The sequence below is a fragment of the Geodermatophilus bullaregiensis genome, assembly GCF_016907675.1.
Taxonomy (GTDB): Bacteria; Actinomycetota; Actinomycetes; order Mycobacteriales; family Geodermatophilaceae; genus Geodermatophilus; species Geodermatophilus bullaregiensis.
The window spans coordinates 622584-637086 of sequence record NZ_JAFBCJ010000001.1 but is presented as its reverse complement, the minus strand read 5'-3'; the positions used below and the strand labels follow the sequence as shown (position 1 = coordinate 637086).

Here is a 14503-nt window from a genome sequence, read left to right as displayed (position 1 = left end):
CCCCGAGGAGATCCGTGCCCCGCCGCCGAGACGCCGTGGTCCGGCGCGGACTGCGCCACGTCGGCCGCGCCATCACCGAGCAGCGGGGGATGTTCACCCTCGCCCTGCTGGCCAGCAGCCTCTACGGGGCCATGACCGTGGCCAGCGCCTACGTGATCGGCGGGATCACCGACCGGGTGATCCTGCCGGCGTTCGACGCCGGCGACACCACGGCCGGGGCGCTCACCCTGGCCGTCGCCGTCGTGCTCGGGGTCGCCCTGCTCAAGATCCTCGGCATCCTCGGCCGGCGGCTGTTCGCCGGGATCATGGCCTACCGCCTGCAGGCCGACTACCGGCGCCGGGTCACCGGCCAGTACCTGCGGCTGCCGCTGTCGTGGCACATGCGCCACCCGACCGGCCAGCTGCTGTCCAACGCCAACTCCGACGTCGAGGCCGCCTGGTTCTTCGTCTCGCCGCTGCCCTTCGCCTGCGGTGCGCTCGTGATGATCGCCATCACCGTGGTCGCGCTGCTGGTCACCGACCCGCTGCTGGCGGTGGTCGGGCTGGTCGTCTTCCCGCTGGTCTTCGCCGTCAACGTCGTCTACTCGCAGGTGATGAGCCCGCGGATGCAGCGGGCCCAGCAGTTGCGCGCCGAGGTCAGCGAGATCGCCCACGAGAGCTTCGACGCCGCGCTCGTGGTCAAGACGCTCGGCCGGGAGGACGTCGAGAGCGCCCGGTTCACCGAGCGGGCGGGGGAGCTGCGCGACGGGCTGGTCGCCGTCGGCCGGGTGCGCGGCCTGTTCGACCCGATGATGGAGGCGCTGCCCAACCTGGGCACGCTGGCCGTGCTGCTGGTGGGCGCGGGCCGGGTGGCCTCCGGGGACACCGACCCCGGGGAGCTGGTCAGCATCGCCTACCTGTTCACCGTGCTGGCGCTGCCCATCCGCGCGATCGGCTGGGTGCTGGCCGACCTCCCGCGCGCGCTGGCCGGGTTCGACCGGGTCACCCCGGTGCTCGACGCGACCGGCGAGACGCCGCACGGCCCGGAGGCCGCCGCCGGGGGTGCGGGCGGGGCGGGGCTGGGCCTGCGCGCGGTCGACCACGTCTTCGACGGCTCGGCCCGGCCGACGCTGTCGGGGGTCACCTTCGACGTCGCGGCCGGGAGCACGGTCGCCGTCGTCGGGCCGACCGGCTCGGGCAAGTCCACGCTGGCCGGGCTGCTGGTCCGCCTGGTCGACCCCGCGAGCGGGCACGTGCTGCTCGACGGCGTCGACGTGCGCCGGCTGCGCGAGGGCGAGGTCAGCGCCCAGGCCGCCTTCGTCCCGCAGGGCACCTTCCTCTTCGACGACACCGTGCGCGGCAACGTCACCCTCGGCGGCGACTTCTCCGACGACGAGGTCCGGGCCGCGCTGCGGGTCGCCGCCGCCGACGACTTCGTCGACCGGCTCCCCGACGGCCTCGACACCCGCGTCGGCGAGCGCGGCGCCTCGCTGTCCGGCGGGCAGCGGCAGCGGCTGGCGCTGGCCCGCGCCGTCGTCCGCCGTTCCCGGCTGCTGGTCCTCGACGACGCCACCAGCGCCGTCGACCCCGCCGTCGAGGCGCGCATCCTCGACGCGCTGCGCTCGGCCGAGCGGCCCTCCACCGTGGTCGTCGTGGCCTACCGGCAGGCCACCATCGCGCTGGCCGACGAGGTGGTCTGGCTCGAGGACGGCCGGGTCACCGCCCGCGGCAGCCACGAGCACCTGCTCGCCGAGGTGCCCGGCTACGCCGCCCTGGTGCGCGCGTACTCGCAGGCGGAGGTCGCGGCGTGAGCGAGCCCCGCGAGGGCGCCGTCGCGACGCTGCGCCGCGGGCTGCGCGCCATGCCGGAGTTCCGCCGCGGCCTGCCCGCCACCTTCGCCCTGGCCCTGCTCGCCACCGCCGGCCGGGTGGTGGTGCCCATCGCCGTCCAGCAGGTCATCGACCGCGGCCTGCTCGCCCCCGGCGGCCCCGACCTCGGTCTCGTCCGCACGCTGGTGCTCGCCTGCGCCGTCGTCGTCCTGCTGACCGCCGTCGCGGTCTACCGGATGAACGTCCGGCTGTTCCGCACCACCGAGACCGCGCTGGCCGGGCTGCGCTCGCGCGCCTTCCGGCACGTGCACGACCTCTCCGTGCTGCACCAGCAGGGCCAGCGCCGCGGCTCCCTGGTCTCGCGGGTCACCAGCGACGTCGACCAGCTCTCGACCTTCATGCAGTGGGGCGGCGTCCTCGGCGTCGTCAGCCTCGGCCAGCTGGTCGTGGCCACCGTGGTCATGTTCGTCTACTCCTGGCAGCTGACCCTGCTGGTGCTGGCCTGCTTCGTGCCGCTGGCGGTCGCGGTGCGCTTCTTCGCCCGGCGGCTGGCCGTCGTCTACGGCGTCGTCCGCGAGCGGGTCGGCGACGTGCTCGCCGCCGTCTCGGAGTCCGTCGTCGGCGCCCCGACGGTGCGCGCCTACGGCATCCGCGAGCGCACGGCGGCCCGCCTCGACCGCGCCGTCGACCGGCACTACCGCGCCCAGGTCGACGCGCAGAAGGTCACCGCCGCGGTGTTCGTCAGCGGCGAGTTCGTGGCCGCCGTCGCCAACGCCGCCGTCGTCGTGGTCGGCGTCCTGCTCGGACTGGCTGGGCAGGTCAGCGCCGGCACGCTCGTGGCCTTCCTCTTCCTCGTCACGCTGTTCGTCGCGCCGGTGCAGACCGCCAGCGAGGTCCTCAACGAGGCGCAGAACGCCCTCGCCGGGTTCCGCCGGGTGCTCGACGTCCTCGACACCGAGCCCGACGTCCGCGACCCCGCCGTCGCCACGCCCGGGCGGGCCCGCGAGCTGCCGCCCGGCCCGCTCGGCGTCCGCCTCGAGCACGTCGGCTTCCGCTACGCGCCGGACGCGCGTCCGGCGCTCGAGGACGTCGACCTCACCCTCGCCCCGCGCCGCCGGGTCGCCGTCGTGGGGGAGACCGGGTCGGGCAAGACGACGCTGGCCAAGCTGGTCACCCGCCTCATGGACCCGACGGAGGGCCGCGTCCTGCTCGGCTCCGAGGGGTCCGGCTGGGTGCCGCTGGCCGACGTCGCCTTCTCCTCGCTGCGCCGGCGGGTCGGCATGGTGCCCCAGGACGGGTTCCTGTTCGACGCCACGGTCGCCGACAACGTCCGCTACGGCCGCCCCGGCCTCACCGACGAGCAGGTGACCGCGGCGTTCGAGGAGCTCGGCCTGGGCGCGTGGCTGGCCGCCCTGGCCGACGGCGTGCGCACCCCCGTGGGCCAGCGCGGGGACTCGATGTCGGCGGGGGAGCGGCAGCTGGTCGCCATCGCCCGCGCGCACGTGGCCGCGCCCGACCTGCTCATGCTCGACGAGGCCACCAGCGCCGTCGACCCCGCCACCGAGCAGCGGCTCACCCACGCTCTCGACCGGCTCACCGACGGGCGGACGACGGTGACCATCGCGCACCGCCTGTCCACCGCCGAGCGCGCCGACGAGGTGCTGGTCGTCGACGCCGGCCGGGTGGTGCAGCGCGGCACGCACGCGGAGCTGGTGGGCGTCGTCGGCCCCTACGCCCGGCTGCACGCCTCCTGGCGCCGCTCGTCGGCCGGCGAGCCGTCGCCGGTGGCCTGAGCGCGGCACCGGCCCTCCTGCGCGGGCCCGCCGCGAGCCGGTGACGTGCTGGAACGGCCCTCCTGCAGGGACCCGCCGCGAGCCTGCGAGCGGTGGGGGGCAGGAGGGTCCTTCTCCTAGGCTGCCGGGCGTGACGACGCCGTCCTCGATGCCGTCCCGGATGCCCGGCCTCGCCATCGCCGCCGCCGCGCTGGGCGCCGTCGGCGTGCTCCCGCTGGCGATCGTCGCCGTCCTGGGCTTCGCCCTCGGCGGCGTGCTGGCCGACGCCGAGGGCAGCCGGGCCTGGTGGACCCTCGCCCTGCTGCTCATGCCGCTGCTCCAGCTGTTCGCCGTCTTCTGGCTGGTCGCCCGCCGGGGCCGGTGGCCGCTGGTGCTGGGCGCCGCGGTCTCCCTGGCGTTCGCCGGGCTGGTGATCGGGGTCGCCGCCTCCGTCGGCGAGGACGTCGGCATCGGGCCGTTCGTGGTGGCCGTCTGCCCGCTGCTCGCCGCCACCCTCGCGTTCAGCCCCCAGGTGACCGCCTGGCTGGCCGGGCGCCCCCGCCGGGCGCGGGGCGGGGAGCCGGCCTGACACGGCCGCGGCTCCCCGCCGGCGTCCCTACGCTGCTCGCCATGCCGTCGTCGCCACCCCGCCGGACGACGACCCGTCGCTCCCCGCGGGCGGCGGCACCGCCGTCCGGCGCCCGCCGCGCCGCCCCGCCGGCCGCACCCGGGCGCCCGCTGACCGCCCCGTTCGCCGCGGTGTTCGGCCTGCTGCTGGCCGCCGAGGACGTCTTCCTCGCCTGGCTGGTCGAGTCCCCGGAACCCGGCTGGACCTGGGACCGGCTCGTGTCCGGCGTGCTCGCGCTGGCGTTCCTGGCCCTGGCCGGCGCCGTCCTGGTGTTCCTCGGCCGCGGCCGCGGGTGGGCGGTCCTCGCGCTGGCCGCCGCGGTCACGGCCCTGCTCCTGCTCGGGACCACCGTGCTGTTCGCCGCCGCCCTCGGCAGCGGCGAGCTCACCGGCTGGGCCCTGCTCCTGCTGCCCGGCCCGCTCGGGGCGTTCGCGCTCTGCGTGCGCCGCCCGATCCGGGACTGGACCCGCCCCCGGCGGGGGAACCGGCCGGCCCGCCCGGCCGCGCACGGCCGCGGGAGACCCCGCGGCCGCTAGCGTGCCGTCGGTGACCGGGCTCGCCAGGTCACGCAGGGGCAGAGCACCGCCGGGCACGCCGGCGACCGGCGCCAGCGAGGAGAAGCGTGATCGACACGGACGTCGTCGTGGTGGGGTCCGGCCTGGCCGGGCTGGTGGCCACCGCCGAGCTGGCCGACGCCGGCCGGCGCGTGGTGCTGCTCGAGCAGGAGCCGGAGGCGTCCTTCGGCGGGCAGGCCTGGTGGTCCTTCGGCGGGCTGTTCCTCGTGGACTCCCCCGAGCAGCGCCGGCTGCGGGTGCGCGACTCCCTGGAGCTGGCCCGCCAGGACTGGTTCGGCACCGCCGCCTTCGACCGCGCCGAGGACCACTGGCCGCGGCAGTGGGCGGAGGCCTACCTGGACTTCGCCGCGGGGGAGAAGCGCGCGTGGCTGCGCGAGCAGGGCGTCGGCTTCTTCCCCGTCGTGGGCTGGGCCGAGCGGGGCGGCTACACCGCCACCGGGCACGGCAACTCCGTGCCGCGCTTCCACATCGTCTGGGGCACCGGACCCGGCATCGTCGAGCCCTTCGCCCGCCGGGTGCGCGCCGCCGTCGACCGCGGCCTGGTGGAGCTGCGCTTCCGGCACCGGGTCACCGGGCTCGTGGTGGACGACGGCGCGGTCACCGGTGTGCGCGGGTCGGTGCTGGCGCCCAGCGACGCCGCCCGCGGGGAGGCCAGCTCCCGCGAGGAGCTGGCGCCGTTCGAGATCGCCGCGCAGGCCGTCGTCGTCACCTCCGGCGGCATCGGCGGCAACCACGAGCTGGTCCGCCGCAACTGGCCCGCCCGGCTCGGCCCCGCGCCGCAGCGGCTGCTCTCCGGCGTCCCCGCCCACGTCGACGGGCTGATGCTCGAGGCCACCGAGGCCGCCGGCGGCCACGTGGTCAACCGCGACCGCATGTGGCACTACACCGAGGGCATCGCCAACCACTCGCCCGTCTGGGCGCGGCACGGCATCCGCATCCTGCCGGGGCCCTCGTCGCTGTGGCTCGACGCCACCGGCACCCGGCTGCCCGTCCCGCTGTTCCCCGGTTTCGACACCCTCGGGACGCTGGCGCACATCGGGCAGACCGGCCACGAGCACACCTGGTTCCTCGCCACGAAGAAGATCGTCGAGAAGGAGTTCGCGCTGTCGGGCTCCGAGCAGAACCCCGACCTGACCGGCAGGGACCTCGGACTGCTGCTCGACCGGGTCAAGGCCGGCGTGGCCGGGCCGGTGCAGGCCTTCCTCGACCGCGGCGAGGACTTCGTCACCGCCACGACCCTGCCCGAGCTGGTCGCCGGGATGAACCGCGTCACCGGCGGCGGCCCGGTGGTCGACCTCGCCACCGTCGAGCGCGAGGTGCTCGCCCGCGACCGCGAGGTGGCCAACGCGTTCACCAAGGACCTGCAGCTGACCGCCGTCCGCGGCGCCCGGCGCTACCTCGGCGACAAGCTCATCCGGGTCGCCCCGCCGCACCGGCTGCTCGACCCGGAGGCCGGCCCGCTCATCGCCGTCCGGCTCAACCTGCTCACCCGCAAGACCCTCGGCGGTCTGGAGACCGACCTGTCCGGCCGGGTGCTGCGGCCCGGCGGCGACCCGTTCCCCGGGCTGTACGCCGCCGGTGAGGTCGCCGGGTTCGGCGGCGGGGGGATGCACGGCTACCGGTCGCTGGAGGGCACCTTCCTCGGCGGCTGCCTGTTCTCCGGCCGCGTGGCCGGCCGGGCACTGGCGGCGGCGCTGTGAGCAGCCCCTGGTCGGACCCGGCCGCGCAGGCCGACCCGGTCGCCTACGCCGGCCCGCCCGTCACGGCGCCCGCGCCGTACGCGGCCGCCGCGTACCCCCCGCCGGGCCCGTACACGGCCGCCGCGTACCCGCACCCGGGGTACGGGTGGCCCGGCCACGGCGTCCCCGTGTGGGGTCCGCCGGCGCCGCTCCGCCCGCGCCGGCCGGGACAGGTCGTGGCCGCGGCGGTGCTGGCCTTCGTCCAGGCCGGCCTCGTGGCCGTCGCCTCGGCCTACGTGCTCCTGCTGGCCAGCACCTTCGGCTTCCTGGCCACCGTGCCGGGGGCGTCGGACGCCGACGAGGCGGGTGCGCTGGTGACCGAGGCCACCGTGCTGACGGTGGTCCAGCTGCTCTCGGCCATCGCGCTGGTCGTCGGCGGCGTCATGGTGCTCAACCGCCGCAGCCGGGCGTCCTGGCTGACCCTGGTCGCCGCCGTCGCCGCGCAGCTGGCCCTCGCCCTCTACTGGCTGGTGCGGCTGTCCGCGCTGGGCGGCTTCCTCGACGACACCACCGGCTCGGACCCCTCCGGCGTCCTCGTCGTCGGGGTGCTGTTCTTCGCCGCCGCCCCGGCGGTCGGCCTCGGGCTGCTGCTGGTCGGCGCCGTCCGCCGCTGGGCCGCGGGCGACGACGCCGCTCCCGGCACCGGCCGGTGACCCGGGGCGGCCGCCGGGGCCGCTGACCGGAGCGGTCCCCGCCCGGTGGGACGATCGACGGCATGTCCGCCGTCCCCGCCGCCGAGTCGGCGCTCGACCCCGCGGTCGCCGCGCTGCTGCGCCGCGACCCCGCCGGGCTGGTCGCCGCGGTCGTCCAGCAGCACGACACCGGTGAGGTGCTCATGGTCGCCTGGATGGACGACGAGGCGCTGCACCGCACGCTGAGCACCGGCCGGGCCACCTACTGGTCGCGCAGCCGCGGCGAGTACTGGGTGAAGGGGGAGACCTCCGGGCACCGGCAGTGGGTCCGCGACGTGCGGGTCGACTGCGACGGCGACGCGCTGCTCGTGCTCGTCGACCAGGAGGGCCCGGCCTGCCACACCGGCGAGCGCTCCTGCTTCCACCGCGGGCTGGAGGTGTCCGGTGCGGCTCGGTGAGACCAGCCCGGCGCGCGAGGAGTTCGCCGGGCTCGACCAGCCGGTGGTGCCGGTGACCCGGCGGCTGCTGGCCGACGGCGAGACCGCCGTCGGCATCTACCGCAAGCTGGCCGGCAACCGCCCCGGCACGGTGCTGCTGGAGTCCGCCGAGCAGGGCAAGCGCTGGTCGCGCTACAGCTTCGTCGGCGTCCGCGCCGCCGGGGTGCTCACCGAGCGCGACGGCGCCACCGTGTGGCTGGGCGACCCGCTGCCCGGGCTCACCGACGACCTGCCCGCCGACCCGCTGGCCGCCGTCCGCACGCTCGCCCGCCGGCTGCGCTCCCCGCGCCGCCCCGACCTGCCCCGGCTCACCGGCGGCCTGGTCGGCTACCTCGGCTACGACGTCGTCCGGCGGCTGGAGCGGCTGCCGACCACCAGCACCGACGACCTCGGCATGCCCGAGCTGGCGCTCATGCTGGTCACCGACCTCGCCGTGCTCGACCACACCGACGGCACGGTGCTGCTCATCGCCAACGCGCTGACCGGCTCCGGCGACCCCGGGGCCGCCTGGGACGACGCGGTCGCGCGGCTCGACGCGATGGCCGCCGACCTGAGCAAGGCCGTGCCCCCCGGCGTCGCCACGTTCACCCCGACCGAGCCGCCGCCGGTGACCAGCACGATGGCGCCCGGGGTCTACGAGGCCGGGGTGGAGACCGTCCGCGAGCACATCCGTGCCGGCGACGCCTTCCAGGTCGTGCTCGCCCAGCGCTTCGAGACCGAGACCGACGTCAAGGCGCTGGACCTCTACCGGGTGCTGCGGGCGACCAACCCCTCGCCGTACATGTACCTGCTGCGCTTCGCCGGCCGGGAGTCGCCCTTCGACGTCGTCGGCTCCTCGCCGGAGGCGCTGGTGACCGTCACGGGCACCGGCGCGGTCGTGCACCCGCCGGCCGGCACCCGCCCGCGCGGCGCCACCGAGGAGGAGGACCTGCGGCTGGCCGAGGGCCTGCTCGCCGACCCCAAGGAGCGTGCCGAGCACGTGATGCTGGTCGACCTGGCCCGCAACGACCTGGGCCGGGTGTGCGTGCCGGGCTCGGTCGAGGTGCCCGACTTCATGCGGGTCGAGCACTACAGCCACGTCATGCACCTGGTCTCGACGGTGTCGGGGGAGGTGGCGCCCGGCCGCGACGCGCTCGACGTCTTCGACGCCACGTTCCCGGCCGGCACCGTCTCCGGCGCCCCCAAGCCGCGGGCGATGGAGATCATCGAGTCGCTCGAGCCCACGCGGCGGGCGCTGTACGCGGGCACCGTCGGCTACGTCGACGCCAGCGGCGACATGGACATGGCCATCGCCATCCGCACCGCCGTGCTGCACCAGGGGCGGGCCTACGTGCAGGCCGGCGCGGGGGTCGTCGCCGACAGCGACCCCGCCACCGAGGAGGCCGAGACCCGGCACAAGGCCCGCGCGGTGCTCTCGGCCATCGCCACGGCCGAGGGGATGCGGGAGGTCCGGTGAGCGGCTCCGCCGTCCCGCCGGCTCCGCCGGACGGGAGCGGGCCCGGGACGCCGGACCCGCGCCGCGAGCTGGGTGCGGCCGTCGCCGGCTGCGCGCTCGCCGGCGGGCTGGCCCTGTCCGCGGGCGGGCAGACGTGGGCGACGGTCACCGTGACCCGCCCCCCGCCCCTGCCGCCGGTCACCGAGGCGCTCGCGGGGTCGGCCGTCGCCCCGCTGGCGACCGCCGCCGGGCTGCTGCTGCTGGCCGCGGCCGTCGCCGTCCTCGCCGTCCGCGGCGTCGGGCGGGCAGCCGTCGGCGTGCTCGTCGCCGCCGCCGGGGTGGTCCTCGCCTGGGCGGGCGGGCGGGTCCTGGTCGCGGGGCCGGACCCGGTGCCGACGGCGCCGGGGGAGACGGTGAGCACCGACCTGTCCGCCGGGTGGCCGGTGCTGTGCCTCGTCGCCGCCGCGGTCGCGCTGGCCGCCGGGCTGCTGGTCCTCGCCCGCGGACGGCGGTGGCCGGGCATGGGCCGCCGCTACGAGCGGACGCCGGGCGCCGCCGCACCCGCGCCGGCCCGCGCGCGCACCGACGAGGACCGCGCGCTGGACGCCTGGCGGGCCCTCGACCGCGGCGACGACCCGACCGACGACCCGACCGGGGACCCCACCGGCGACCTCGCCGGTGATCCGGTCGCCGATCCCGCACCCGGGGTCGCCGCGACCACCGACGACCCGGCGACCAGGGCTCCCGGCCGCCGCCCTTAGAGTGGGTCCACCCGTCCGGCGGGTTCGAGGCCGGCCCGGACGACTACCCGGTCCCGCGCGGGACGAACCGACCAGCAGCGAGGAGGCGGAGTGACCGTCCTCGACGAGATCGTCGCCGGCGTCCGCGAGGACGTCGCGGCGCGCGAGGTGGCCACCCCGCTGGCCGAGGTGAGGGCCGCCGCGCGGGACGCCCGGCCGGCCCTCGACGCCCTGGCGGCGCTGCGCGAGCCGGGCGTCGGCGTCATCGCCGAGGTCAAGCGCCGCAGCCCCAGCAAGGGCGCTCTCGCCGACATCCCCGACCCCGCCGTCCTCGCCGCCCAGTACGCCGACGGGGGCGCCCGGGTCATCAGCGTGCTCACCGAGCGCCGCCGCTTCGGCGGCTCGCACGCCGACCTGGCCGCCGTCCGCGCCGCCGTCGGTGTCCCGGTGCTGTGCAAGGACTTCGTGGTCAGCAGCTACCAGGTGCACGAGGCCCGGGCGCACGGCGCCGACGTCGTCCTGCTCATCGTCGCCGCGCTCGAGCAGAACGCCCTCACCGGCCTGCTCGAGCGGGTGGAGTCCCTGGGCATGACCGCGCTGGTGGAGGTGCACACCGAGGCCGAGGCCGACCGCGCGCTGGCCGCCGGGGCCTCGGTGATCGGCGTCAACGCCCGCGACCTCACCACCCTGGCCGTCGACCGCTCCACCTTCGAGCGGATCGCCCCCGGCCTGCCCTCGGAGGTGGTCAAGGTCGCCGAGTCCGGCGTCCGCGGCCCGCACGACCTCATCGCCTACGCCGGCGCCGGTGCCGACGCGGTGCTCGTCGGCGAGGGGCTGGTCACCGCCGGCGACGCCCGCCAGGCCGTCGCCGACCTGGTCACCGCCGGGTCGCACCCGGCCACCCCGCGCACCACCCGCTGACCTCGCCGCGGGCTCGGCCGGCCGGGTCGCCCAGCTCGGCCCGCGTGACCAGCGCCGTCACCGGGCCCAGCCGCACCCGGACGTCGTCGGGCAGCTCGTCGACCACCGGCGAGACGCCGACCAGCGCGGCGCCCGACCGGCGCACCAGCCCGGCCGCCGCCTCGGCCTGGCTGCCGCGCTCGGCCCAGTCGTCGACCAGCAGCACCCGGTCGCCCGGCCCGAGGACCGCCGGCAGGTGCAGCCCGGAGCGCCGGCCGCGGTGGTCGGGGGCGGTGGCCGTCGTGAGCGCCGGCCCGGGCAGCGGGCCCGCCCGACGGTAGGGGAGGGTCGGGCCCGGCCGGGTGGCGCACGACCCGCTGACCCCCTCCGCCACCAGGACGCCGCGGCGCGGGACACTGGGCCCATGACGACCAGCGCCGTGCACCCTCCCGAGCAGCGACTCGAGTCGGCGCGCCCCGCCTGGCCCGACGCCACCGGCCACTTCGGCGTCTTCGGCGGCCGCTTCGTCCCCGAGGCGCTGATCGCCGCGCTGGACGACCTCACCGCGGCCTACGAGGCCATGCGGGTCGACCCGGTGTTCATCGAGGAGTTCGCCGCGCTGCAGCGCGACTACACCGGCCGCCCCAGCCCGCTCACCGAGGTGCCCCGCTTCGCCGAGCACTGCGGCGGGGCGCGGGTGTTCCTCAAGCGCGAGGACCTCAACCACACCGGCTCGCACAAGATCAACAACGTGCTGGGCCAGGCGCTGCTGACCAAGCGGATCGGCAAGGAGCGGGTCATCGCCGAGACCGGCGCCGGCCAGCACGGCGTCGCGACGGCGACCGCGGCGGCGCTCATGGGGCTGTCGTGCACCGTCTACATGGGCGAGGAGGACACCCGCCGCCAGGCGCTCAACGTCGCCCGCATGCGGCTGCTCGGCGCCGAGGTCGTCCCGGTGACCACCGGCTCGCGCACCCTCAAGGACGCCATCAACGAGGCCTTCCGCGACTGGGTGACCAACGTCGAGACCACCAACTACGTCTTCGGCACCGTCGCCGGCCCGCACCCCTTCCCGGCGATGGTCCGCGACTTCCAGCGGGTGATCGGCGACGAGGCCCGCGCCCAGTTCCTCGAGCGGGAGGGCCGGCTGCCCGACGCCGTCCTCGCCTGCGTCGGCGGCGGCTCCAACGCGATCGGCATCTTCACCGCCTTCGTCCCCGACGAGGGCGTGCGGCTGGTCGGCCTGGAGGCCGGCGGGGACGGCGTGGACACCGGCCGGCACGCCGCGACGATCACCGGGGGAGCGCCGGGGGTGCTGCACGGCGCCCGCTCCTACCTGCTGCAGGACGACAACGGCCAGACCATCGAGTCGCACTCGATCAGCGCCGGCCTGGACTACCCGGGCGTGGGCCCCGAGCACTCCTTCCTGCACGACACCGGCCGCGCCGAGTACCGGCCGGTCACCGACGCCGAGGCCATGGAGGCCTTCGCGCTGCTGTGCCGCACCGAGGGGATCATCCCGGCCATCGAGTCCGCGCACGCCCTCGCCGGCACGATGCGGCTGGGCCGGGAGGTCGGTCCGGACGCGCTGCTGCTGGTGAACCTCTCCGGCCGCGGCGACAAGGACGTCGAGACGGCGTCGCGCTGGTTCGGGCTGGGCGACCGCAGCGAGGTCGACCCGGGCCCGGGCATGGACACCGACCAGCAGGCCACCGAGGGCGCGGTGTCCTCCGGCGACGCGGTGCCCGGCCGCGAGGCGGGGGAGACGGCGTGAGCCTGCTCGCCGACCGCATCGCCGCCGCCCGGGCCGAGGGCCGCGCCGCGCTGATCGCCTACCTCCCGGTCGGCTACCCCGACGTCGACACGTCGATCGAGGCGATGGTCGCGGCCATCGAGGGGGGCGCGGACGCCCTCGAGGTCGGTGTCCCGTACTCCGACCCCGGCATGGAGGGCCCGGTGATCCAGGAGGCCATGGACGTGGCCGTCCGGGCGGGCACCGGACTGCGCCACGTGCTGCCGGCCGTGCGTGCGGTCGCCGCGGCCGGCGGCGTGCCGGTGGTGATGAGCTACTGGAACCCCATTGAGCGCTACGGCGTCGACCGGTTCGCCGACGACCTGTCCGCCGCCGGGGGAGCGGGGGCGATCACGCCCGACCTCATCCCGGACGAGGCGGGGGCGTGGCTGGCCGCGACCGACCGCACCGGCCTCGACCGGGTCTTCCTGATCGCTCCGTCGTCCACCGACGCGCGGCTGGCCGCCACCGTCGCGGCGTCCCGGGGCTTCGTCTACGCCGCCTCCACCATGGGCGTCACGGGCACGCGGGCCACCGTCAGCACGGCCGCCGGCGAGCTCGTCGCCCGCACCCGCCCGGTGGCCGGGGACCTGCCGATCTGCGTCGGACTCGGCGTCTCCAACGGCGACCAGGCCGCCGAGGTGGCCGGCTTCGCCGACGGGGTCATCGTGGGCTCGGCCTACGTCCGCGAGATGCTCGACGGGCGCGGCGCGGAGGGGGTCCGGGCCCTCTCCGCGGAGCTGGCCGACGGGGTGCGCCGGGCGGGGGTGCGGGGGTGACCCTCGCGGCCATCCCCAGCCCCACCCGAGGCGTCTGGGAGCTCGGCCCGTTCCCGATCCGGGCCTACGCGCTGTGCATCATCGCCGGCATCGTCGCCGCCTGCTGGATCGCCGAGCGGCGCTGGGTCGCCCGCGGCGGCCGGCCCGGCGAGGTGCTCGACATCGCCGTCTGGGCGGTGCCCTCCGGCATCGTCGGCGGCCGGCTCTACCACGTGGTCACCACGCCGCAGCCCTACTTCGGCGAGGGTGGCGACCCGCTGCGGGCGTTCGCCATCTGGGAGGGCGGCCTGGGCATCTGGGGCGCGATCGCCCTCGGTGGCGTCGGCGCGTGGATCGCCTGCCGCCGCCGCGGCATCCCCCTGCCGGCGTTCGGCGACGCCATCGCCCCCGGCCTGCTGGTCGCCCAGGCGATCGGCCGGCTGGGCAACTGGTTCAACAACGAGCTCTACGGTTCCCCCACCGACCTGCCGTGGGCCCTGCGGGTCCACGAGTGGGACGGCGGGCGGGCCGCCCTCGGCGCCGACGGGCAGCCGGTCGTGGCCGGGCTGTTCCACCCGACCTTCCTCTACGAGCTGCTGTGGTGCCTCGCCGCCGCGGCCGTCGTCGTCTGGGCCGACCGGCGCTTCCGGCTCTCCCACGGCCGCGCGTTCGCCCTGTACGTGGCGCTGTACTGCGCGGGCCGGTTCTGGATCGAGCTGCTGCGCATCGACCCGGCGAACACCGTCCTCGGCGTCCGGCTCAACGTCGTCACCGCCGCCGTCGTCGGGCTGCTCGCCGTGGCCTACCTGGTCTGGCAGCGCGGCCGGCCGCGAGAGGTGATCCACCCCGGGGACCGGACCGGCGACGGTGCCGACGACGACACCGCCGGGACCGGTGGCGGGACCGCGGACGAGGCCCCGGGCAGCACCGACGCGCCCGGCGCCCGGCGGTCCGGTGACCGTTCCCACGACGCACCCGGACAGTCCTGACGGGACGCGCCGCGCGCCGTCTCTCGGCGGGTGAGCCGGGGGTCGCGGCTGTGTACCCTTCCGGTGAGACCTCCCAGTGATCCTGGTGGGTCGCACGTGTCGGACCGGGCCAGCGCTGCCCCGCGGACGACGACCCCGTGGCACCACCCGCGGGGCCGCTGACCCCAGTCGGCCCGGGCACACCGTGCTCCAGCCGGTCGCGGGCTCGACCGCAGTCCTCGCCTGCACCTCCGCCTGC

The 14503-nt window shown here is 76.9% G+C and carries 14 protein-coding genes; 13 read left to right on the top strand and 1 reads right to left on the bottom strand.

Annotation, left to right across the window (positions count from 1 at the left end):
* The first annotated feature begins 14 nt into the window (after positions 1 to 14).
* The 10 genes from JOD57_RS02930 to trpC all read left to right on the top strand — a co-directional run bounded on the left by JOD57_RS02930 (position 15) and on the right by trpC (position 10747).
* Positions 15 to 1790 carry an ABC transporter ATP-binding protein gene (locus tag JOD57_RS02930; RefSeq protein WP_307824412.1) on the top strand — a complete coding sequence of 592 codons (1776 nt, stop codon included), beginning with the start codon at positions 15 to 17 and terminating at the stop codon, positions 1788 to 1790.
* On the top strand, positions 1787 to 3601 hold the full coding sequence (locus tag JOD57_RS02925; protein WP_307824411.1) for an ABC transporter ATP-binding protein: 1815 nt from the start codon (positions 1787 to 1789) through the stop codon (positions 3599 to 3601). Before JOD57_RS02930 ends, JOD57_RS02925 begins: the two co-directional genes overlap by 4 nt.
* A 130-nt stretch (positions 3602 to 3731) precedes the next feature.
* The gene (locus JOD57_RS02920) at positions 3732 to 4169 is read left to right on the top strand and encodes a hypothetical protein (protein ID WP_204690526.1); all 438 of its coding nucleotides are present in this window, start codon (positions 3732 to 3734) and stop codon (positions 4167 to 4169) included.
* Between the two features lie 41 nt (positions 4170 to 4210).
* Positions 4211 to 4744, top strand: a complete 534-nt coding sequence (locus JOD57_RS02915; RefSeq protein ID WP_204690525.1) for a hypothetical protein — start codon at positions 4211 to 4213, stop codon at positions 4742 to 4744.
* An 86-nt stretch (positions 4745 to 4830) separates the two neighbouring features.
* A complete protein-coding gene (locus tag JOD57_RS02910; RefSeq protein WP_204690524.1) occupies positions 4831 to 6483 on the top strand; it encodes an FAD-binding dehydrogenase in 1653 nt (550 codons plus the stop codon).
* Positions 6480 to 7175 (top strand): hypothetical protein, encoded by a 696-nt coding sequence (locus tag JOD57_RS02905; RefSeq protein WP_204690523.1) that lies wholly within the window; start codon positions 6480 to 6482, stop codon positions 7173 to 7175. Before JOD57_RS02910 ends, JOD57_RS02905 begins: the two co-directional genes overlap by 4 nt.
* Positions 7176 to 7237: 62 nt before the next feature.
* Positions 7238 to 7612 (top strand): phosphoribosyl-AMP cyclohydrolase, encoded by a 375-nt coding sequence (hisI, locus tag JOD57_RS02900; RefSeq protein WP_204690522.1) that lies wholly within the window; start codon positions 7238 to 7240, stop codon positions 7610 to 7612.
* Positions 7599 to 9107: an anthranilate synthase component I gene (locus JOD57_RS02895; protein WP_204690521.1), complete on the top strand. Its 1509-nt coding sequence runs from the start codon at positions 7599 to 7601 to the stop codon at positions 9105 to 9107. The genes hisI and JOD57_RS02895 overlap by 14 nt, the downstream gene beginning before the upstream one ends.
* Entirely contained in the window at positions 9104 to 9847 is a 744-nt protein-coding gene (locus JOD57_RS02890) for a Trp biosynthesis-associated membrane protein (RefSeq protein ID WP_204690520.1), read from the top strand. The genes JOD57_RS02895 and JOD57_RS02890 overlap by 4 nt, the downstream gene beginning before the upstream one ends.
* Positions 9848 to 9937: 90 nt before the next feature.
* Positions 9938 to 10747, top strand: coding sequence for an indole-3-glycerol phosphate synthase TrpC (gene trpC, locus JOD57_RS02885; protein ID WP_204690519.1), 810 nt, complete (start codon positions 9938 to 9940; stop codon positions 10745 to 10747).
* On the opposite strand, the gene JOD57_RS02880 is transcribed toward trpC, so the two are convergent.
* Positions 10704 to 11120 (bottom strand): phosphoribosyltransferase, encoded by a 417-nt coding sequence (locus JOD57_RS02880; protein WP_204690518.1) that lies wholly within the window; start codon positions 11118 to 11120, stop codon positions 10704 to 10706. The genes trpC and JOD57_RS02880 overlap by 44 nt on opposite strands.
* 30 nt (positions 11121 to 11150) lie before the next feature.
* Between JOD57_RS02880 and trpB the strand changes: the two genes are divergently transcribed.
* From trpB to lgt, 3 genes are read left to right on the top strand one after another with little or no spacing between them, the layout of a single operon-like run.
* On the top strand, positions 11151 to 12500 hold the full coding sequence (trpB, locus tag JOD57_RS02875) for a tryptophan synthase subunit beta (RefSeq protein ID WP_204690517.1): 1350 nt from the start codon (positions 11151 to 11153) through the stop codon (positions 12498 to 12500).
* Positions 12497 to 13297 carry a tryptophan synthase subunit alpha gene (trpA, locus tag JOD57_RS02870; protein WP_204690516.1) on the top strand — a complete coding sequence of 267 codons (801 nt, stop codon included), beginning with the start codon at positions 12497 to 12499 and terminating at the stop codon, positions 13295 to 13297. The genes trpB and trpA overlap by 4 nt, the downstream gene beginning before the upstream one ends.
* A complete protein-coding gene (gene lgt, locus JOD57_RS02865) occupies positions 13294 to 14265 on the top strand; it encodes a prolipoprotein diacylglyceryl transferase (RefSeq protein WP_204690515.1) in 972 nt (323 codons plus the stop codon). The genes trpA and lgt overlap by 4 nt, the downstream gene beginning before the upstream one ends.
* The last annotated feature ends 238 nt before the right edge of the window (positions 14266 to 14503 follow it).